The following is a 20,541-nucleotide window of genomic DNA, read 5'->3' as shown; positions in this document are numbered from 1 at the left end:
AACGGGCGCTGATCACACCGCGCTGCTCATCCACACCACGACGTCGAGCATCCGCAGCGGGGTGATCGGGGGACCCGCGACGGGTACCAGCGCCCCGAGCCGGCGGAACTCCTCGGCGTTCTCCCGCAGGTCGTACTGCATCGCGCGGATGAGCAGGCCCATGTACTGCCGCCAGGACCGCCCGTCCCGCGGCGACGGCGGGACGCAGTCCTCGTGCTGGTAGAAGATCCTCACCTTGGAGTCGAACAACGGGACCAGGGCGGGCCGCTTGCGGTGCAGCACCTTGGCGATGAGGGAGCCCTTGACGTCCCGGTCGGAGACGTCCGGGTCGTCGAGGGGGTCGTAGAGCGCGGCGACCAGATCGAGGGTGACCTCGTCGGCCTCGATGAGCTCGATGCCGGGAGGAAGCCTGTCCAACGCCCGCTGCAGCAACGGCATCAGCGCGGTGAGYGTGTGCATCCGATCCAGGTCCACGTGGACGCCGAGCAGGCACGGGGCCAGGAGATCCCCGGTGCACAGCAGATCCGGATCACTATTGGTGACCAGGCCGTCGTAGTACGGGTAGGCGTAGCGCAGACCTCGCTTGCGCGGCCCCAGGTACTCCTCGAGCAGGCTCTCCGCGTCGAAGACCTCCCGGGTGCCCTTCGCCAGCTTCAACCTGGGTCTCCTCATCATGATCCGTGAACTCCCCGGCCGGTCGCAACCCCAGGTGACGAAGCCGGTCTCGCCCCTCATCCTCTCCTGTCCCGGTCGACGATGGCGCAGGGGTCGGATGCCACGCCAGAACGGTCACCGTCCGCCACCCGTGCCCGGCACGTCGTCCGATCATGCGGACGGCTCAACCGGATCAGCGACGGTCCGGGGACAGTGGGATGAATCTCACACCCGGCGGCCCGCTTCCCGGTGGGGCCGGATCCACCACCCGCACCCGGGGATCGGTTTCGAGCTGCGAGAGCCGGCCGGCCGGGGCGCGGACCACCACGGCGAACAGACACCCGCACCCGGCCCGCAGGTCGTTCGCCGCCCGCCGCTCGCGGTCGGCGGCGGCGGTGTTGCCGACCTGTGTGTCGGCGGCGGCTCGGGCGTCCGCCTGGGCCGCCGCCGACCCGAAGGCCGCCCGGACGTCGGCCACCGGATCGCGCACGACGGCCTGCTCCTGTTCACCCCCGATACCGGCGGTGAAGAACACCTGGACGGTCCGGAAGTCGCCGAACACCTCGAGCAGGTCGGCGGGGGTGCGGGGCGCGGTGAGACTGGCCACGGCGTAGAGATCGGCGCCGGGGGCGGCCGAGGTCAGCAACGCGAGGTTCTGCCGGCTGGCGCCGAGGTAGTCGGCGACCGGGTCGTTCGGCCCGGGGCCGATCGTCACCGCGGGCAGCGCGGGCGCCACCGGCTGGTCGGGCGCCGCCGGCTGGTTCGCGGACGTCGCTGCCTGCTCGGTCGCCGAGGAGGACGGTCCGGACGACGGAGCATGATCGACGCCCTGCAGGATCGCGGCCGTCGCGCTCACCACGATCAACGCGACGAGTCCGAGGACGAGCATCCGGACGCCCCAGTCCACCACCCCGCCGGGCGTGACTCCGGCCACGTCGAGCAGGGCCGGCGGACCGTCATCGTCGTCGGAGCCGGCAGGCGAGGGCCGGACCCGGTCCCGGGTCCGGCGGACCCGACCGATCTCCCGCTCCGCCAGGCCCACCATCCACGCCCGGACGATCGCGATCGCGCGAGAGGTCGCCGGCAGCGTGCGGGCGTCGACCCGATCGAGCAGCGCCCCCAACCCGTGGACCGGTGGGCGCACGGTGGACCACCCCCGGCAGGCGGGGGCCGGGGCCGGCACCGCTCCCCCGGGTGCCGCGGGAGCGGGCACCGGCGCCGAGGTCGCCTCCCCGAGCGTCGCCGGCTCCGTCATGGCTGGTCCCGCAGCCGTTCCACCGCCTCGGCCAGGTCAGCCGGGTCCGGACTGGTGAACTCGACCCGTCCGCCGTGACCGGGATGATCGAAGGACAGCCGCGCCGCGTGCAGCCACTGGCGGGTCAGGCCGAGCCGCTCGGCGAGCGTGGGATCGGCCCCGTAGGCGAGATCCCCGACACACGGGTGCCGCAGGGCGGACATGTGCACCCGGATCTGGTGGGTGCGCCCGGTCTCCAATCGCACGGACAGCAGGGAGGCGGCCCGGAACGCCTCCTGGAGGTCGTAGTGGGTGATACTCGGCTTGCCGTCCGCGACGACGGCGAACAGCCCCGGCCGGCGCGGATGCCGGTCGATCGGGGCGTCCACGGTGCCCCGCAGCGGATCGGGATGGCCCTGCACCACGGCCCGGTAGCGCTTGTCCACCGTACGGTCACGAAACGCCCGTTTCAGCAGGGTATATGCGCGCTCGCTCTTGGCGACCACCATCACCCCRGTGGTACCGACGTCGAGACGGTGCACCACCCCCTGACGCTCGGCCGCGCCCGAGGTGGAAATGCGGTATCCCGCGGCGGCCAACGCCCCGATCACGGTCGGTCCGGTGAAGCCGGGCGCCGGATGGACGGCGACCCCGACCGGCTTGTCCACCACGATGATGYCGTCGTCGTCGTAGAGAATGCCGAGAGCCTCGACCGGCGTGGGTTCCACCGCCACCGGACGCGGCGGAGCGGGCAGCCGGACCTCCAGCCAGGCACCGCCGCTGACCCGGTCGGACCGGCCCCGGACCTTCCCGTCGAGGCTCGCCTGGCCGTCGTCGACGAGCGCGGCGGCCACGGTCCGCGACAGCCCGAACATCCTCGCGATCGCCGCGTCGAGACGGACGCCGTCGAGCCCGTCCGGGACCGGCAGGGACCGCAGGTCACCGCCCGTGATGGTCACTGCCCCCGCCGGGGGGATGATGCTCGGCGTAGCGCGTGCCGTCCAGACCCACGCCGCGCAGGGACAGGATGACCGCGAGCACGCCGCCGCAGACGATCGCGGAGTCGGCCACGTTGAAGATGGGCCAGTAGTGGAGGTGGACGAAGTCCACGACGTGACCGCGCAGGGGACCGGGCGCGCGGAAGAGGCGGTCGGCGAGGTTGCCCACCGCCCCGCCGAGCAGGGCGCCGAGCACGAGAGCCCACCCCACCGACCGCAGCCGGCGGGCGGTGAACACCACCACCGCGACCACGGCCAGGGCGACCAGGCTGAGTAGCACCGTCGCGCCGCCCGCGAGGCTGAAGGCCGCTCCGGAGTTGCGGGTGAGCTCCAGGTCGAGCAGGCCGGGGATGACCTCGACAGGCCCCCGGTCAGACAGGGTGGCCACCGCGACATGCTTGGTGAGGATGTCCGACAGCAGGACGATCGCCGCCGCGACCGTCAGCGTGGCCACCGCCCGGCGGGAACCGACGGTAGGGCGAGCCTCGTCCCGCCCGTGCGGCACCGGCGTCGACCCCCCGGGCGGGGCCGAGGGCTTCGTCGACATCGCCGGCGCGACGGACCCCGCGCCCGGGGTGACGCCCCCCGGCGCGGTCACCGCGTGATCGACGGGATCTTCGGACACACCGCTCCCGATGGTCGGCACCTCTCCTACCGGACCACTCTACGGCCCCGAGTCCCGACGATGAACCGGCCGCGCGGCGAAGGGCCGAGCCGGGGACGGGACCACTCGTCCCGCTGAGCTACGCTGATGGACAGCGGTACGGCGTGGACGGGGACGAGTAGCGGCGGGCGCAGCCCGAGCGAGCCGGGGTCGGTGGAAGCCCGGTGGCCAGCGCGTCGCGAAGATCACCCCCGAGCCGCCGGAAGAACGGAATCCGGTCGACCATCGGGTCCCCAGTAGATCCGGCCGCCGCGAGGACAACGAGGGGCCATCCCTCGGCCCGATCCGGCCGAGCGGGTGCGCAAGGAGGGTGGTACCGCGGTACCCCCGGTCCGGGTAGGACAGGCGGCCGGCGCATCGGCCGGATGGTCACGCCCGGGACCGGTGAGGCGTCGTCCCTCCGTTGGAGAACCAGCCCGACGGAGATTACGACTATGGAGACCGGGTCCCCACGATGAGCACCCCTCTGCGGCATCCCACCTTCGCTCCGCTGCCCGCCCAGGTGGACCTGCCCGCCCTGGAGCGGGAGACGTTGGCCCGCTGGCGCGACACCAAGGTGTTCCACCGTTCGCTGGAGGCCACCGCGGACCGCCCGCTGTGGGTTTTCTACGAGGGCCCACCCACCGCCAACGGCAGGCCGGGGGCGCACCACGTGGAGGCCAGGGTCTTCAAGGACCTGTTCCCCCGCTACCGGACGATGAAGGGCTACCACGTTCCCCGGCGGGCGGGCTGGGACTGCCACGGGCTGCCCGTCGAGCTCGCGGTCGAGAAGGAGCTCGGCTTCACCAGCAAAAACGACATCGAGGCGTTCGGCATCGCCGAGTTCAACGCCCGGTGCCGCGAGTCGGTGYTGCGCCATGTCGCGGACTTCTCCGCGATGACCGAGCGGATGGGCTATTGGGTCGACCTCGATGGCGCCTACCGCACCATGGACACCAGCTACGTCGAGAGCGTCTGGTGGTCGCTCAAGCAGATCTTCGACCAGGGCCTGCTGGTCGAGGACTTCCGGGTCACCCCGTACTGCCCGCGCGACGAAACGCCGCTTAGTGACCACGAGGTGTCCCAGGGCTACTCGGACGTCGACGACCCCTCGGTCTACGTCCGTTTCCCGCTCGTCGCCGACGCCCTGGGCCTCGCCGGGCAGGGTGCGCAGCTGCTGGTATGGACGACGACCCCGTGGACGCTGGTGTCGAACACGGCGGTGGCCGTTCACCCGGAGGTGGAGTACGTCCTGGCCCGCGCGGGGGACGGGGAGTTGTTCGTCGTCGCCGAACCACTGGTCACCGCGGCCCTCGGCGAGGACGCCGAGATCGTCGAGCGGTTCCGCGGGGCGGAGCTGGCCGGTGCCCGCTACACCCGCCCGTTCGAGCTGCTGGCGGCCGAGCGGTTCGCGGCCGGCACCGGCGTCCCGCACTCGGTCGTGCTCGCCGACTACGTGACGACCACGGATGGCACGGGCCTGGTCCACCAGGCGCCAGCGTTCGGCGCGGAGGACCTCGCGGTCTGCCGGGCGAGCGGGCTGCCGGTGGTGAACCCGATCGGGACGGACGGTCGCTTCCTCGCCGACGTCCCCCTGGTCGGTGGGATGTTCTTCAAGGATGCCGACGCGCCGCTGACCGCCGACCTGCGCGAGCGGGGCCGGCTGTGGCGGGCGTCGACGTATACGCACAGTTATCCGCACTGCTGGCGCTGTCACACACCGTTGATCTACTATCCGCTGCCGTCCTGGTACATCCGGACCACCGCCATCCGCGACGAGCTGCTGGCGCAGAACGAGCGGACGACCTGGCACCCCGAGCGGATCAAGACCGGTCGGTACGGCGAGTGGCTGCGCGGCAACGTCGACTGGGCGCTGTCCCGCAACCGATACTGGGGGACACCGCTGCCGGTCTGGCGCTGCGACGACGACCCCACCCACCTGGTGTGCGTCGGGTCACTCGCGGAGCTCTCCGAGCTCGCCGGGCGGAACCTGGCCGACCTCGACCCGCACCGCCCGTTCGTCGACGAGGTCACCGGGACCTGCCCGACCTGTGGCGGCGCCTCGCACCGGGTGCCCGAGGTGATCGACGTCTGGTATGACAGCGGCGCGATGCCGTTCGCCCAGTGGGGCGCCCCGCACCACAACCTCGCGGCGTTCACCCGGCAGTACCCGGCGCAGTACATTTGCGAGGCGATCGACCAGACCCGCGGCTGGTTCTACACGATGATGGCGGTCGGCACGCTGGTGTTCGGCCGCTCCTCCTACGAGACGGTGCTCTGTCTCGGCCTGCTCCTGGACGCCRAYGGCSGCAAGATGAGCAAGCATCTCGGCAACGTGCTCGATCCCTTCGAGCTGTTCGAGCGGCACGGCGCGGACGCGGTCCGCTGGCTGATGCTCGCCGGCGGCTCGCCGTGGGCGGACCGCCGGGTGAGTCACGAGGCGATCGAGGACATCGTCCGCAAGGTCCTGCTCACCTACTGGAACACCTCGTCCTTCTTCGCTCTCTATGCCGGGGYAGCCGGCTGGCGCCCAGGCGCGGACCCGGCCGCGGACCCGCGCGCGACACCGCCGGCCCGACGGCACGTGCTGGACCGCTGGGCGCTGTCCGAGCTCGCGGCCACCGTCGCCGAGGTGGACGATGCGCTGGAGAACTTCGACTCGCTGCGGGCCGGGCGGCGGATCGCCCGGTTCGTCGACGACCTGTCCAACTGGTACGTCCGCCGGTCCCGCCGCCGGTTCTGGGCCGGCGACGCCGACGCCCTGAGCACCCTGCACACCTGCCTGGACGCGCTGACCCGGGTGATGGCGCCGTTCACGCCGTTCCTCACCGACTGGCTGTGGTCACGGCTGTTCGCCGACGCATCCCCGCGGACCCCCGACTCGGTGCACYTGGCCGCCTGGCCCGAGCTCCCGGCGGGGCTGCACACGCCGGAGCTCTCGGAGCAGATGGATCTCGTCCGGCGGATCGTGGAACTCGGCCGCGCCGCCCGGGCCGCCAGCGGGGTGCGCACCCGCCAGCCGTTGCCGCGGGCGGTCGTCGGCGCGAGTGCCTTTGACGAGCTCTCCCCCGAGCTGATCGCGCAGATCACCGAGGAGCTCAACGTGACCACGGTGGAGCCGGCGACCTCGGAGGTCGTCGACATCTCGGTGAAGCCGAACTTCCGGGCGCTGGGGCGGCGCTTCGGCAGGAACACCAAGGCGGCCGCCGCGGCCATCGCGGCCGCCGGTCCTCCCGTCAACGGACGGCTCACCGTCACCGTTGACGGGGAGGACGTCGAGCTGTCCGGGGACGAGCTGATCATCACGGAGACGCCGCGGCAGGGCTGGGCGGTCACCGCCGAGTCCGGGCTCTCCGTCGCCCTCGACCTGGAGATCTCCCCGCAGCTCGCCCGCGCCGGGCTCGCCCGCGACGTCGTCCGGGTGCTCCAGGACGCGCGCAAGGCGGCGGGGCTGGAGATCACCGACCGGGTGGACGTCTCCTGGGCGGCGACGCGCGAGGAGACCGCGCTCGCTCTGCGTACCCACGGTCAGACGGTGGCCGAGGAGGTGCTGGCGGTCTCCTTCACCGAGGCGGCCCGCACGGAGCTACCTGCGGCGCAGCCGCGCGAGACGGCAGCCCGCTCGGCGGCCGAGGAGCTGGGCCTGGCGTTCACGCTCACCCGGCACGAGACGACCGGCGGCTGAGACCGAGGCCCGGGGTCAGCGAGAGGCCCGGGGCCAGCGAGAGGCCCGGCGTACTGCTCCCGCCGGGAGCAGCGCCGCGGCGGCCAGCGTCAAGATCAGGGACGCATAGACGAAACCGCTGCCGGCGAGGATGCCGACCACCGCAAGAACCGTACACAGAGCAAGAACCGCTCCACAAAGCGTCAGCATCTCTCGATCACCCCATCACGAGACCGGCCGTCCGCGCCGGTGCCGAGGGCCACGCCGGACCCGCCGAGGGCCGCGCGGTGGATGATCAGAACTCCTGCATTCCCGGGGCGTCCCGCCGGGTGGCGTCCATGTCCGGCCGGCCGTGACCGYTGTCGCGGGCCATGGCGGCGCCGGCGGGCAGGGGCGGACCGGGCGGGAAGGTCGGCTGGTGGGCGGGGCTCTGCGCAGCGCCACTGGGCCCCATGCCCACCGCGGGCGGTGTGGGTCCACCACCCGGGTTGAGGCCCGGCCGCGGAGGCCCGCCGGCACCGACGGCCGGCTGGGTCGGCATGCCGTCCAGGTCCCGCAGCTGCATCTCCAGGTAGGCCCGCAGCCGGGTGCGGTACTCCCGCTCGAACGCCCGAAGCTGCTCGACCTGGCCCTCGAGACGACGCTTGTCGTCCTCCAAGCCGCCGAGCTGCTCGGCCACGTGCGCCCGGGCCTCACCGATGATGCGGTCCGCGTCCGCCCTCGCCTCGCGGCGGGCGCGTTCGGACTCCGCGCGCGCCTCGCGCAGCGCCTCGTCCGCCGTGCGCTGGGCCAGCACGAGGGTACGGGCGACCCGCTGCTCGATGTCGGCCTCCACCTGCGGGTTGCCGCCGGCCCGGGCGGGCGGTCCGGAGGTACCCACCGCCGAGATCACCGTGGTGGGGGCGCCACCCTGCTGCGGCGCGGGGGGCTGCGGCTGCTGGCCCCGCTCCCGGGCAGCCTGGGCGGCCTGGGCCTGCGCCTGGGCGATCTGGCGACGCGCCTCGTCGAGCTGGCGGCGCAGGCCCTGGTTCTCCTCGAGGATCTGYGCGGGCACGCCCGGACCACCACCGCCGGAACGCCGGGCCTCGTCGAGCTGCCGGCGCAGGTCGCTGTTCTCGTCCAGCAGCCGCGTCAGCTCGGCCTCGACCTCGTCGAGGAAGGTGTCGACCTCATCCTCGTTGTAGCCCGTGCGAAACCTCGTCGGACTGAAGACCTTGTTCTGAACGTCCTGTGGTGTCAGAGCCACGTCGCCTCCTCGTGCGGCATCGCCGCTCCCCGAAGAGAGGGCGGTCTGCGGGCAGTCTGCCGCGCCCGCGCTCGCGGTGTGCACAACAACCCCGTCACAGCCTCTGCGCATAGCTTCGAAGCACGATGACCACTAGGAAGAKCAGCAGGAACCCGAGGTCAAGCGCAACGCTACCCACCCGCAACGGCGGAAGAAATCGCCGGATGAATCGTAACGGAGGGTCAGTTACCGTGTACACGATCTCGAAGACCAGTACCAGCGGGCCGGTCGGGCGGAACGATCGGCTGAGGGCAAGAACCAGATCGATGATCCATSGTGCTATCAGGAGCAACAGATAGACCGTCAGCACCCAAAAGATCAAGCTTCCTACTGTGCTGATGGTGCTCTCTCCTGAGAAACGGGGGGGACGCGAACGCCCCCTGACTATGACTGGTTGTAGAACCCACCCTCGCGGATGCGTCGCTTGTCCGTCTCGGTGACCTCGACGTTGTGCGGCGAGAGCAGGAAGACCTTGTTTGTCACCTTCTCGAGGTCGCCCCGCAGCCCGAAGATCAGACCTGCGGCGAAGTCGACCAGCCGCTTGGCGTCGGCATCGTCCATGTCGGTGAGGTTCATGATAACGGGCGTCCCGTCCCTGAACTCCTCGCCGATCTGGCGCGCCTCATTGTAGCTGCGTGGCTGAAGCGTGGTGATCCGGTAGGGGTGCGACTCCTCCACCGCGGCCACCCTGCGCATCGGCACGGGACCGGCGGGACGCAGCGGTTCGWCCGGTGGACGTCGCGGCATGGCGACCGGCTCCTCACGTGCGTCTATCCGACGGACCGTACGGTCCATCGGAACCGGTTCGTGCATAGCACGCCGGTCGTCACGACCGACCGCACGACCGTCGTCATAGTCGTCGTCGAGATAGTCCTCATCCTCCTCGGCCAGACCGAGGTAGACCATCGCCCTGCGCCCGAGCCCCATGGGCGCGACTCTAAGGGACACCAGGCCGTTCACCGAACAAAGCGGTGCCGATCCGAAGGTGTGTCGCGCCTTCGGCCACAGCGTCCTCAAGATCTCCCGACATGCCGGCACTGATGACGGTGGCCTGGGGATGCCCCACCTTCAGGCGTTCCGCCACCTCACGCAGTCGCGCGAACGCAGGTCGTGGCTGCCCCCTCCGGGGGGCGACAGCCATCACGCCTCGCAGGGCCAGTCCCGGCGCCTCCTCGACAAGATCGGCCAGGGCGGAAAGGCCGGCCGGATCGATCCCTCCGCGCCTCGAGCCGGCGATCGACGCGCCGATCTTCCCATCGGAAGCACCAGGGAGGTCCAACGAGACCTGGAGACAGATCGACAGCGGGCGGCCGCGTTCCATTGCCAGCCGGGAGAGCACTGGCACCAGGCTCACCCGATCCACCGACTGCACCCAATCCGCCCAACGAAGAACGGATCTGGCCTTGTTGCGCTGCAGTTGTCCCACGAAATGCCAGATCGGATCGTCGGAACCGGTGGCACCGGAGGACAGGCCGTCACCGGTTCCCTTGGCCGGGACGCTCCGTTCCCCGCCGATCAGCCGGGTGACGAGACTCACCTTCGGCCCGGCCTCCTGCTCCCGGTTCTCGGCGAAGTGCCGCACCCCGAGCGTGTGCATCATCACAACATCCTGGGGTGGGTAGGTTTTACTGACCGCAATGAGGGTGAGGTGGTCCGGATCACGGCCCGCGGCCCGGGCCGCCCCCGCGATCCGAGCCCGGACCTCGGCCAGCCGCTGCGTCAACCGGTCCAGGCGCGCCGGATCGAGCTCGATCGGGGCGGGCCGGTCCGGGGCAGGCCGGTCCGGGTCGAACGGTCCGTCGGACTCCCCCGAGCCGGATGCGCCATGCCTCGCGGGCATCTCGGGCCGGTGGATCATGGCGTCGGCCCGAGCCAGGCCAGACCGGCGAAGCGTCCCGTCCGACCCTCTCGACGGTAGGAGTAGAGCTCCGGATCCTCGGCGGTGCATCGAGCAGAAATTATTATATCGGTCACACCGGCGGCGGCGAGTTGACGACGGATACCGGCACGCAGGTCGATCGCCGCGGTGCCGACGCGGGTGGTGGCCGCACTCCCCGGCACCTGGGTATCCACCTCGCAACGAAGATCCTCCGGCACCTCGTAACAGCCGGCACAGATACATGGACCGATGGTGACACGGAGCTCGTCCCGGGCGGCGCCGAGCCGCTCGAGGACCCCAAGAGTGGCGTGTATCACGCCACTGGCCATCCCAACCCGGCCGGCGTGCGCCACTCCCACCACCGCGGGGGCCTCGAACAGCACCGGTGCGCAGTCGGCAACCATCACGGCGAGCACGAGGCCGGGGACATCGGTCACCAGCGCGTCCGCCTGTGGAGGCGGCCCGTGCCGACGCAACACGGCGACCTGCCTCCCATGCACCTGCCGCATGTACTGGACCGGCATCCGCAGCCGGTCGACGAGCCGGCGTCGGTTGACGGCGACGGCCTCGTCGGCATCCCCGACGTGGTCGCCCAGATTGAGTCCCTCGAACGGCGGGTCGCTGACCCCGCCCGAGCGCGAGGTGACGAGAACCGGCATGCCGGAAGTCTGCCTGGCACCGGCTACTTGAGGAAGTCCGGCACGTCCAACTCGTCGTCGTCGGCCACCGGCCGCACCGGCCGGCGAGGCGGGTAGGTCGGCCGGGGAGCAGTGCGCGGCGGCTCCGGGCGGTGCTGACCATAGGCCTGATCGACCGGCGGCTCCACCGGTTCACGGTTCGGCGGGGCGAGGCGAGACTCGATCGTCGGGATCACGGTCGATTCGGCCGTGGCGGCCGCAGCGGGTTCGTTCGAGGCCGGCGCCCCCGGCAGCGGTTCCGGGTGGTAATGACCGACGTTCGACGGCGCGATCGGCGGCGGGGGTGCCTGCAGGTAGCTCGGTGTGGGCGGCGGGACCGGCGCGACGGGCGGGGGCGCGGCGGGGGTGGCGGGGGCGGCGGGCGGCGTCCGAGACGGGACTGTGGAGATCGTCGGCAGCGGCGGCAGGATCGTTGTCGCGGGCGAGGTGGCCGGGGCGGCCACCGTCGGCGGCCCGGCAGCCGACCCGCCGGCCGGCCCCGGCGGGCGCCGCTGCCCCGCCGCGTTGAGGGTGCGGGTCCGCCGGTCCTGGACGGTGTCGAAGCCGGCGGCGATGACCGTCACCCGCACCTCGTCCCCGAGTGCGTCGTCGATGACCGCACCGAAGATGATGTTCGCTTCCGGGTGGGCCGCGTCGGCGACCAGCTCGGCGGCCGCGTTGATCTCGAACAGGCCGAGGTCCGACCCACCCGAGATGTTGAGCAGCACCCCCTGAGCCCCGTCCATGCTCGCCTCGAGCAGGGGGGACGCGATGGCCTGTTCGGCGGCGACGGTGGCCCGGTCGTCGCCGCGGGCCCGTCCGATGCCCATCAGGGCGCTGCCGGCATGGGACATGACCGTCTTGACGTCGGCGAAGTCCAGGTTGATCAGGCCGGGCGTGGTGATCAGGTCAGTGATGCCCTGGACACCGGAGAGCAACACCTGGTCGGCGCTGCGGAAGGCGTCGAGAACGCTGATGTCCCGGTCCGTCATCGCCAGCAGACGGTCGTTCGGGATGACGATGAGGGTGTCGACCTCATTACGCAAAGTGTCGATACCGGTGTCGGCCTGAGTGGCCCGGCGCCGACCCTCGAAGGTGAACGGCCGGGTGACCACACCGATGGTGAGTGCTCCGAGGGAGCGGGCGACGTTCGCGACGACCGGCGCACCGCCGGTACCCGTGCCACCACCCTCACCMGCGGTGACGAAGACCATGTCGGCCCCCTTGAGGACCTCCTCGATCTCCTCCCGGTGATCCTCGGCAGCCTGGCGGCCGACCTCGGGGTCGGCTCCGGCGCCGAGGCCTCGGGTGAGCTCACGGCCGACATCGAGTTTCACGTCGGCGTCGCTCATGAGCAGGGCCTGGGCATCGGTGTTGATGGCGATGAACTCGACGCCCTTGAGACCGACTTCGATCATCCGGTTGACGGCGTTGACGCCACCACCACCGATCCCGACGACCTTGATGACCGCGAGATAGTTCTGTGGGGCAGCCATGCGGTGTCGGTCCTCCAGCGGCGTCGGTGGTCGGACGGGGGTTACCCCGCCCCTGCGCCGCCGCGGGAAGGCGGAGCCGCGCGGCGAGCGAGGAAAGCAGTCGAAGTCTCAACCTTCACCGTCAGCTAGACGGTTACAGTTATGTCAACTTCCGACTGTGGATCGGACAGTAGGCACGGCTTCGGCGGTGGTCAAGGACGCTGTCGGCGCGTCACGACTTTCCCCGCATGGTGGCTTCGCCACAATGCGGGGACCCCCGCCCCGGAAGGAGTCTGTGGTAACCGTGACTCGCCTCCGGCGACCTTCCCGGCGCAGCCGACGGGGGCTTCGTCTCAATGTACGGACCCCGATCAATGTACGGATCCCGACGCCTGGCCGTGCCACGGATCAAGAGACCTCACCACCACCGGGGCCGATGATGGTGTACTGCCTCCCGTGACCGGTCAGCGCACCCAGCACGTCCATTTCCTCGGCATCGGAGGCAGCGGCCTGTCTCCGCTGGCCCAGATCCATCTCGCGGGCGGCGGGACGGTGAGCGGCAGTGACTCCGAAGACTCGCCCCGGGTGGCGACCCTACGCGCACGGGGGGTACCGATCCGGATCGGGGCCACGCCCGGTCCGGCCGCCTTCGCCGCCGAGCTCGCCGGTGCGGATGTCGTGGTCGCGTCCAGTGCGCTGCCCGACGACCATCCGGAGATCGTCGCCGCCCGCGCGCTCGGTCTGCCCGTGCGCCGCCGTTCGGAATGGCTACCGGAGCTCACCGCCGGCTACCGGCTGGTCGCCGTCGCCGGTTCGCACGGCAAGTCGACCACCTCGGCGATGCTCACCCTGGTCCTGCGCGCCGCCGGGCTGGATCCCACGGCGGTCATCGGCGCGGAGGTGTCACAGCTGGGAGGGAACGCGCTGGCCGGCTCCGGCGACGTCTTCGTCCTGGAGTCCGACGAGTACGGCGGCGCCTTCGCGGGCCTCGACCCGAGCATCGCCGTCATCACCAACGTCGAGTGGGAGCACCCTGACGTCTTCCCCGACGAGGCATCGGTCCGGACGGCCTTCGCCGCGTTCGCCCGACGGGTCCGGCCGGGTGGACGACTGGTCGTCTGCGGAGATCATCCCGGGGTGGTCGCCGTCCTCACCGAGCTGGGTCGCCAGCGGCCCGGCAATGACGTCGCGGTGAATGACGTCGCGGTGATCGACTACGGCTTCGGTGCCGAACGCCACTGGCGCGCCGTCGACGTCGTCACCACCGCGGGGGACGACATGACCAGGGCGACCGTCCWGCGGGCCGGTCAGGAGATCGGCGCGCTGACCCTGACGGTACCCGGCCGGCACTCGGTGCTGAACGCGCTCGCGGTCCTCGCCACCGCCACCGAGCTGGGAGTCGCTCCCGCCCAGACCCTCACCACCCTGACGACCTTCACCGGCGCGGCCCGACGGTTCGAGTTCGTGGGCTTCTGGAACGGCCCCGCCGACAGCACCGGCGTCGGACCCGCCGGAGGTCCGGGCAGCCTGGAGGTGATCGACGACTACGCGCATCATCCGACGGAGGTCCGTCTGACGCTCGCCGCGGCCCGTTCACGGGCTCGGGGACGGCAGATCTGGACGGTACTCCAGCCACATACGTTCAGTCGGTTCGCCGCGCTACTGGACGACTTCGCGGCMGCGTTCAGCGACGCCGACCGGGTGTACGTCACCGACATCTATGCCGCCCGCGAGACCGACGACCTCGGTCTGCATGCCGTCGACCTGGTCAAGCGGGTGAGCGAGCCGGCGGCAACATACTACGTGTCCTGGCCCGAACTCGTCGAACGACTCGCCACGGACGTCCGCGTCACCCTGAGCGACGAGGCGTCGCGGGGGATCCTGCTGCTCACGCTCGGAGCGGGAACGATCACCACGGTCGGTCCCCGGCTGCTGGCCGCCCTGGGCTTCTCGGCGGCCGGTTGACCGTTGCATGTGAGCGTCCAATGGCGCTCTCATGCCGCCTTACCTCGCCGCGACGGGTACTCCCCCACGGCCGTCCGAACGGCGGTGAGGTACCGCGGTGGGGTACCGTCGAAAACAAGAAGGGCTTCAATTCTCTCGTACAAAGAAGTGCCATCCGATGCCCGTGAGACGGCGCCTCCTCCCCGGCGTGAAAGCGGCACCGCGCCGCGGACCCGTAACGCCGACGCGACGTCCCGGGCGATGATCCTGCCGGCTGTTGCCCGGCGTCGATGGTTGACTGCCGCAACACGCCCCCGCCGGCATGGCCGGCGGCGACAGGTGAGGATCGAGACGATGGCCGACACGCAGGACCCGCGCAGACCTGGCTTCGACGTCAGGGCGGTCAATCAGACCGTGATCGCCGAGTACCGGGCGACTGGCGGCGTGTTGGAGAAGACGCTGCCCGGTTCCAGGCTGGTGCTCGTGACGACGACCGGGCGGCGCAGCGGGAAGGAGCACACCACCCCGCTGGGGTACGTCATGGACGGCGGTCCCGGCCGCATCGTCGTCTTCGCGTCCAACATGGCCGCCCCACGGCATCCGGACTGGTACCAGAACCTGACGGCCGAGCCGAAGGTCGTGGTGGAGCTCGGCACCGACCGGTTCGAGGCCGAGGCGTTGACCGCCACCGGGGACGAGCGGCAGCGGCTCTACGAGGCACTGGTCGAGACGATGCCGGGGATCCGCGGCCACCAGGAGCAGGTGGAACGGGAGATCCCGGTGGTCGTGCTGGTCACGCTGTGATAACCGGCCAGCGTTGGACACCCCCTGGCTGTCCAGCGGCCGGGGACGGCGGAGCGGTCAGGGAGCCGCGTGCCGCGGGCGGGATCGCCGCCGGGTGGCGGCGGCGTCCCGGATCATGGCGACGATCGCGGCGGCGGCCTGGGGATGGCCGCTGCCGGCGCAGGCGGCCGACATCTTCGCCAGCCGTTCGGCGGAGATGAGCACCGGCAGCGCGTTCTCGAGCAGCCAGGACGCGCTGAGCTCGGCGTCGTCGACGAGGAGACCACCGCCGGCCTCCACCGTCGGCAGCGCGTTGCGGCGCTGCTCACCGTTGCCGTGCGGCAGGGGGACGTACACCGCCGGGAGCCCCGCCGCGGCGAGTTCCGCGCATGTCATCGCGCCCGACCGGCACAGGGTCATGTCGGCCGCGGCGTAGGCCGAGGGGATGTGGTCGAGGTACGGCCGCAGCTCGTATGGCGTGGGCAGGTCGAGGGGCAGCGCCGCGGCGACCTCGTCGAAGTTCTTCGGTCCGGTCGCGTGCAGCACCTGGATCCCGGCGGCGGCAAGGGGATGCGCCGCCGCCGTCATCACCTGGTTGAGCGAGCGGGCGCCCTGCGAACCGCCGAAGACGAGCAGGGTCGGCCGGTGCGGGTCGAGCCCGTAGCGCGCCCGGGCGGCCCGCATCGCGGCCGGGGAACGGTCGAGGGTGAGGATCTCCCCCCGCAGCGGGATCCCGGTGAGCGTCGCGCCGCGCAGGGGCGTGCTCGGGTAGGACGTGGCGACGAACGGGGTGAGCCGGGCGCCGAGCCGGTTGGCCAGTCCCGGCAGCGGGTTCGCCTCGTGCACCACGATCGGGATGCCGCGGCGCCGGGCGGCGAGGTACGCGGGCGCGGACACGTATCCACCGAACCCCACGACCACGTCCGCCCGAACCAGGTCGAGGGTCTCCCCCGCCTGACAGATCGCGTCGAGGAACCGGGCGGGCAGCTTGAACACGGCCGGGGTGGGGCGGCGCGGCATCGGGACCTTCGGCACCGTCGCCAACTCATGGCCCCGGGCGGGCACCAGGCGCGCCTCCAGACCGGTCGCGGTGCCGAGCAGGGTCAGCCGTACCCGGGAGTCGGTCGCCCGCAGCGCGTCCGCGACGGCGAGTGCGGGTTCCACGTGGCCGGCTGTCCCGCCGCCGGCGAGCACTACGCTTCGCAACATCGGTCAAGACGATGACACATCACGCCGTCTCCCGGGCAGCCCGGCCCCGGTCACCCGGGCCCGCACACGGGATGATATGCGCCCCGACGAACGCCCCGACCCGGACTCCGGCACCGGACCCACCGGACCCGACCGCGCGTCGTCGACCGGTACGAGGCCGAGGTCCGGTCGGTGGCCCCGGCGGCCGGGCGGCCGCCTCTCCTCCCGCGGTATCACCCCGGTGGCATCGGCGCGCCGCTCCCGGCCGCGGCGCCAGCGCTGGCGGCGCCGGCCGGACGCGGCGAGACGCGCGGCGTGGCGTTCCTCGGCCCGTCGGGACAAGAATTCGGCCGCGGCCGGCTCGGACCGGGCGAAGGAGAGCAGCATGCCGAGGGCCGCGAGGGTCGGCAGCAACGCGGAGCCACCGAACGACACCAGCGGAAGGGTGACGCCGGTAATCGGCAACAGACCCACGACGGCACCTATGTTGACCACCGCCTGGACGAGGATCCAGGCGGTGACCCCCGCTGCGGCGAGCCGGACGAACAGCTCGTCACAACGGTGCGCAATCCGCAGGCCCGCGTATCCCAGYACGCCGAACAGGCCCACCACCACCAGGCTGCCGACCAGCCCGAGTTCCTCGCCGATGATCGCGAGGATGAAGTCGGTGTGCACCGCGGGCAGTAACTGCGGCCACTTCTCCCGGGATGCRCCAAGGCCCTCCCCCCACCAGCCGCCGGTCGACAGGGCATAGATGCCCTGCACGGCCTGGAAGCCGTCGCCGTGCGCGTCGGCGAACGGATCGGTGAACGACAGCAGGCGCCGGACGCGGTAGGGCTCGACCACGGCGAGGACCGACGCCGCCGCGACCATCGATCCCAGGATCCCGGTGTAGAGGCGCATCGGGGTACCGATCACCCACAGCACGGTCAACGGCACGACGGTCACGCAGATCGCCCCGCCGAGATCCGGTTCCAGCAGCAGCAGCAGGTCGATGAACAGGAACACCGGGACCAGCGGAACGAGCAGGTGTTTGGGGTCGGACAGCAGCCGCCGTTTGCGGACAAGCAGATCCGAACACCACAGCGCAAGGGCGATCTTCGCCAACYCGCTGGGCTGGATCGTGATCGGCCCGACGACGATCCACTGGCGGGCGCCACCACGCACGCTGCCGATACCCGKGATGAGCACCGCCATCAGCATCAGCACGGTCCCGAGCAACAACGGGTAGGCAAAGGCGCGGAAGACCCGCACAGGCAGCCGGGAGGCGACGGCGACCACCGGCAGACCGATCGCGACCCAGATCACCTGCCGGATGAACAGCGTGTAGGAGGAGCCGAAGTCGGCGTAGGAGCGCACGCTCGACGCCGACAGGACCATGACCAGTCCGAGCACCAGCAGCAGAGCGGCCGAGGACAGCAGCAGGTAGTAGGACGCCAACGGCCGGTCGAGCAGCGGCAGCCGTGCTTCGGCCCCGTCCGCCGCGCCGGTTCCCCCGCCGGCGGAGTCGGGCTCGGCCGCGGAGCCGGTTCGCACGGCTTTGGGCCCTCGCGCCGCCCGCGCGGGCCGCGCCGACGTCCCGGTGGACGGCGGCGACGACGCTCCCGACCCCGCCACGGTTACCCCTCTCGTGCGCGGACCGCCGCCGCGAACAGATCTCCGCGCGCCGCGTAGTCCCGGAACATGTCCATCGAGGCCGCGGCCGGCGCCAAGAGCACAGTGTCACCGGTGGTCGCGAACGCCGCCGCAGCCTTCACCGCATCGTCCATGCCGTCAGCCCGTTCCACGGGGACATCGGGGGCGTGTCGGGCGAGAGCGGCGGCGATCTCATCGGCGCAGCGCCCGATGAGGACCGCGGCGCGCAGCACCCGGCGCGCGTCGCGGACGAGATCGTCGAAGGCGAGGCCCTTGTTGAGGCCGCCCGCGATCCACACCACCGAGGGGTAGCCGGCCAGCGACGCGGCGGCGGCGTGTGGGTTCGTCGCCTTGCTGTCATCCACCCAGCGGACCCCGTCGATGACGGCCACCTCGGCGTTGCGGTGGGCGCCGGGCCGGAAAGCGACGAGCGCCGCGCCGATCGCGGCCGGGCCAACGCCCTCGGCGCGGGCAAGCGCGGCGGCGGCCAGCGCATTGGAGATCATGTGCGGACTTGTCAGCACGAGGTCACGGACGGCGACCAGCCGCCCGCCACCGAAGGCGTCGTCGACGAGGTGGCCGTCGACGACGGTCAGGCCGGGCCGCGGCCGGGCCGCCGGGTCGAGACCGAACAGGACCCGCCGCCCCGGAGCGGCGGCGAGCAGGTCCGCGCTGGTTGCGTCGTCGGCGTTGCCGATCGCGGTCGTCCCGGGACGACGCCAGATCCCCGCCTTCGCTGCCGCATAGGCCGCCGCGCCCCCGTGCCAGTCGAGATGGTCGGGGGCGACGTTGAGCACGGCCGCGGCGAGGGGGGCCATGGTGTGGGTGTAATGGAGCTGGAAGCTGGACAGTTCCACCGCGAGGGTCTCGTAGGGCGGCTCGGCGGCAACCGCGTCCACGATCGGGGTCCCGATGTTCCCGGCGGTGGTGGATCGCCGGCCACCGGCGGCGAGCATCGCGCCGAGCATCTCGGTGGTCGTCGTCTTGCCGTTCGTTCCCGTGACGGCGAGCCACCGGCTCCCACCCCGCCACCGCCAGGCGAGCTCCACCTCCCCCCAGACCGGGATCCCGGCGCCGGCCGCCCCGGTGATCAGCGGGGCCGTCGGCGGGACGCCGGGCGAGGTGACGACGAGGGCGCTGTCCCCGGGGCCGGCCGGCAGGCCGCCGAGGTTCACCTCGGCCCCGAGCGCCCGCAGCGTCGCGGCCGCACCCTGGTGACGTGGGGAGTCGCCGGCGTCGACGACCCGGACCCGCGCACCGCGGGCAAGCAGCGCCCGGGCCGCGGCGAGCCCGGAGACCCCGATCCCGACGACCAGCACGGGCAGGCCCGCCCAGGAGATCGAGGTCGTGAGGTTGCCTGGGCCCTGACCGTCGCCCGGGCCCTGACCGTCGCCCGTCATGGCGTCAGCCACCTCCGTGGGAGAGGAACTCCGCGTAGAACAGGCCCAGGCCGAAGGCCACCGCGAGTCCCGAGACGATCCAGAATCTGATGATCACCGTCGTCTCGGGCCATTCGGCGAGCTCGAAATGGTGATGGATCGGCGCCATGTTGAACACGCGTTTCTTCGTCGCCTTGAAGAACGCGACCTGGATCATCACGGACAGGGTCTCGATGACGAACAGGCCGCCGAGGACGACGAGAAGCAGCTCGGTCCGGCTGACGATCGCGATACTGGCGAAGGCACCACCCAGCGCGAGCGACCCGGTGTCCCCCATGAAGATCTTCGCCGGGCTGGCGTTCCACCACAGGAACCCGAAACAGGCCCCCATCGCCGCCGCCGCGACCAGCGCGACGTCGAGGGGATCACGCACGAGGTAACAGCCCGCCTCGGCCGCGTGCGGCTCGCACAGGTTGCCGAACTGCCAGAAGGAGATGATGACGTACGCGCCGAACACCATTGCCGAGGTGCCGGCCGCGAGGCCGTCGAGGCCGTCGGTGAGGTTCACCGCGTTAGAGGTCGCGGCGATGATGATCCAGGCCAGCAAGGGAAAGGCGATGATGCCGACGGAGAGACTCGTGTCCCGCACGATCGAGATGTACGTCGAGCCGGGGAGCAGCCCGGYGTCGTTCTTGAACCGGACGGCCAGCAGGCCGAAGACGATCGCGACCGCGGCCTGCCCGGTGAACTTCATCCGGGCGGTGAGCCCGAGGCTGCGCTGCTTGCGGATCTTGATGTAGTCGTCCAGAAAGCCGACCAGGCCAAGCCCGGTCATCACCATCAGCACAAGCAGACCCGACGCGGTGAACCCGATGCCGGTCACCAGGTGGGCCAGGAAGTACCCGGCCAGGGCAGCGACAATGATGACAGTGCCCCCCATCGTGGGGGTGCCCCGCTTGGTCAGGTGGCTGGACGKCCCGTCCTCGCGGATCTCCTGGCCATATCCCTGCCGGCGGAAGAGCCGGATCACCCAGGGTGTGCCCAGCAACGACACGACCAACGCGACCATGGCCGCGATAAGAACGCCTCTCACGCGTGCGTCA

The 20,541-nt window shown here is 71.5% G+C and carries 17 protein-coding genes; 3 read left to right on the top strand and 14 right to left on the bottom strand.

What is annotated here, in order from left to right; translation table 11 throughout:
- Nucleotides 1-12: 12 nt before the first annotated feature.
- The 4 genes from CcI156_RS02960 to CcI156_RS02945 all read right to left on the bottom strand — a co-directional run bounded on the left by CcI156_RS02960 (nt 13) and on the right by CcI156_RS02945 (nt 3,511).
- A complete protein-coding gene (locus tag CcI156_RS02960) occupies nt 13-657 on the bottom strand; it encodes a DUF6308 family protein (RefSeq protein ID WP_035730575.1) in 645 nt (214 codons plus the stop codon).
- A gap of 190 nt (nt 658-847) precedes the next feature.
- On the bottom strand, nt 848-1,909 hold the full coding sequence (locus CcI156_RS02955) for a hypothetical protein (protein ID WP_023840533.1): 1,062 nt from the start codon (nt 1,907-1,909) through the stop codon (nt 848-850).
- Nucleotides 1,906-2,847, bottom strand: coding sequence for an RluA family pseudouridine synthase (locus CcI156_RS02950; RefSeq protein ID WP_076804222.1), 942 nt, complete (start codon nt 2,845-2,847; stop codon nt 1,906-1,908). The genes CcI156_RS02955 and CcI156_RS02950 overlap by 4 nt, the downstream gene beginning before the upstream one ends.
- Nucleotides 2,828-3,511, bottom strand: coding sequence for a signal peptidase II (locus CcI156_RS02945; RefSeq protein ID WP_023840534.1), 684 nt, complete (start codon nt 3,509-3,511; stop codon nt 2,828-2,830). The genes CcI156_RS02950 and CcI156_RS02945 overlap by 20 nt, the downstream gene beginning before the upstream one ends.
- Before the next feature lie 493 nt (nt 3,512-4,004).
- Here CcI156_RS02945 and ileS point away from each other — a divergent pair, with 493 nt between their 5' ends.
- Nucleotides 4,005-7,214, top strand: coding sequence for an isoleucine--tRNA ligase (gene ileS, locus CcI156_RS02940; protein WP_076804274.1), 3,210 nt, complete (start codon nt 4,005-4,007; stop codon nt 7,212-7,214).
- Nucleotides 7,215-7,488: 274 nt separating this feature from the next.
- Here ileS and CcI156_RS02935 read toward each other — a convergent pair whose 3' ends face one another.
- The 6 genes from CcI156_RS02935 to ftsZ form a co-directional block, all read right to left on the bottom strand.
- On the bottom strand, nt 7,489-8,439 hold the full coding sequence (locus CcI156_RS02935; RefSeq protein WP_076804221.1) for a DivIVA domain-containing protein: 951 nt from the start codon (nt 8,437-8,439) through the stop codon (nt 7,489-7,491).
- Nucleotides 8,440-8,533: 94 nt separating this feature from the next.
- Nucleotides 8,534-8,788, bottom strand: a complete 255-nt coding sequence (locus tag CcI156_RS02930) for a YggT family protein (RefSeq protein ID WP_076804220.1) — start codon at nt 8,786-8,788, stop codon at nt 8,534-8,536.
- Between the two features lie 74 nt (nt 8,789-8,862).
- Entirely contained in the window at nt 8,863-9,405 is a 543-nt protein-coding gene (locus CcI156_RS02925; protein WP_076804219.1) for a cell division protein SepF, read from the bottom strand.
- A 10-nt stretch (nt 9,406-9,415) separates the two neighbouring features.
- Nucleotides 9,416-10,318, bottom strand: coding sequence for a YggS family pyridoxal phosphate enzyme (locus CcI156_RS02920; RefSeq protein WP_235608351.1), 903 nt, complete (start codon nt 10,316-10,318; stop codon nt 9,416-9,418).
- 14 nt (nt 10,319-10,332) lie between these two features.
- On the bottom strand, nt 10,333-11,016 hold the full coding sequence (gene pgeF, locus CcI156_RS02915; RefSeq protein ID WP_023840537.1) for a peptidoglycan editing factor PgeF: 684 nt from the start codon (nt 11,014-11,016) through the stop codon (nt 10,333-10,335).
- A 23-nt stretch (nt 11,017-11,039) separates the two neighbouring features.
- Nucleotides 11,040-12,530 (bottom strand): cell division protein FtsZ, encoded by a 1,491-nt coding sequence (ftsZ, locus tag CcI156_RS02910; protein WP_011435860.1) that lies wholly within the window; start codon nt 12,528-12,530, stop codon nt 11,040-11,042.
- 435 nt (nt 12,531-12,965) lie between these two features.
- Between ftsZ and murC the strand changes: the two genes are divergently transcribed.
- The gene (gene murC, locus CcI156_RS02905; RefSeq protein WP_076804218.1) at nt 12,966-14,474 is read left to right on the top strand and encodes a UDP-N-acetylmuramate--L-alanine ligase; all 1,509 of its coding nucleotides are present in this window, start codon (nt 12,966-12,968) and stop codon (nt 14,472-14,474) included.
- A gap of 333 nt (nt 14,475-14,807) precedes the next feature.
- Nucleotides 14,808-15,257 carry a nitroreductase family deazaflavin-dependent oxidoreductase gene (locus CcI156_RS02900; RefSeq protein WP_011435858.1) on the top strand — a complete coding sequence of 150 codons (450 nt, stop codon included), beginning with the start codon at nt 14,808-14,810 and terminating at the stop codon, nt 15,255-15,257.
- Between the two features lie 57 nt (nt 15,258-15,314).
- Here the strand turns inward: CcI156_RS02900 and murG are convergent, their stop codons facing one another.
- From murG to mraY, 4 genes are read right to left on the bottom strand one after another with little or no spacing between them, the layout of a single operon-like run.
- Complete coding sequence (murG, locus tag CcI156_RS02895) at nt 15,315-16,445, bottom strand: undecaprenyldiphospho-muramoylpentapeptide beta-N-acetylglucosaminyltransferase (protein WP_011435857.1); 1,131 nt, start codon at nt 16,443-16,445, stop codon at nt 15,315-15,317.
- A 3-nt stretch (nt 16,446-16,448) separates the two neighbouring features.
- Nucleotides 16,449-18,041, bottom strand: a complete 1,593-nt coding sequence (ftsW, locus tag CcI156_RS02890; RefSeq protein WP_076804217.1) for a putative lipid II flippase FtsW — start codon at nt 18,039-18,041, stop codon at nt 16,449-16,451.
- A gap of 2 nt (nt 18,042-18,043) precedes the next feature.
- The gene (gene murD, locus CcI156_RS02885; RefSeq protein ID WP_011435855.1) at nt 18,044-19,459 is read right to left on the bottom strand and encodes a UDP-N-acetylmuramoyl-L-alanine--D-glutamate ligase; all 1,416 of its coding nucleotides are present in this window, start codon (nt 19,457-19,459) and stop codon (nt 18,044-18,046) included.
- A 4-nt stretch (nt 19,460-19,463) separates the two neighbouring features.
- A complete protein-coding gene (gene mraY / locus CcI156_RS02880) occupies nt 19,464-20,531 on the bottom strand; it encodes a phospho-N-acetylmuramoyl-pentapeptide-transferase (RefSeq protein WP_076804216.1) in 1,068 nt (355 codons plus the stop codon).
- Nucleotides 20,532-20,541 lie beyond the last annotated feature (10 nt).

The sequence above is a fragment of the Frankia sp. CcI156 genome, assembly GCF_001983015.1.
GTDB lineage: Bacteria > Actinomycetota > Actinomycetes > Frankiales > Frankiaceae > Frankia > Frankia casuarinae.
The sequence above is the reverse complement of the archived record's forward strand: the minus strand, read 5'-3'. Positions and strand labels throughout refer to the sequence as shown.

Excerpts from the sequence above, each read along its gene's own strand:
- CcI156_RS02955 (WP_023840533.1), bottom strand. The coding sequence starts at position 1,909 with ATGACGGAGCCGGCGACGCTCGGGGAGGCGACCTCGGCGCCGGTGCCC.
- CcI156_RS02920 (WP_235608351.1), bottom strand. The coding sequence starts at position 10,318 with ATGCCCGCGAGGCATGGCGCATCCGGCTCGGGGGAGTCCGACGGACCG.
- pgeF (WP_023840537.1), bottom strand. The coding sequence starts at position 11,016 with ATGCCGGTTCTCGTCACCTCGCGCTCGGGCGGGGTCAGCGACCCGCCG.
- CcI156_RS02900 (WP_011435858.1), top strand. The coding sequence starts at position 14,808 with ATGGCCGACACGCAGGACCCGCGCAGACCTGGCTTCGACGTCAGGGCG.
- murG (WP_011435857.1), bottom strand. The coding sequence starts at position 16,445 with ATGTTGCGAAGCGTAGTGCTCGCCGGCGGCGGGACAGCCGGCCACGTG.
- murD (WP_011435855.1), bottom strand. The coding sequence starts at position 19,459 with ATGACGGGCGACGGTCAGGGCCCGGGCGACGGTCAGGGCCCAGGCAAC.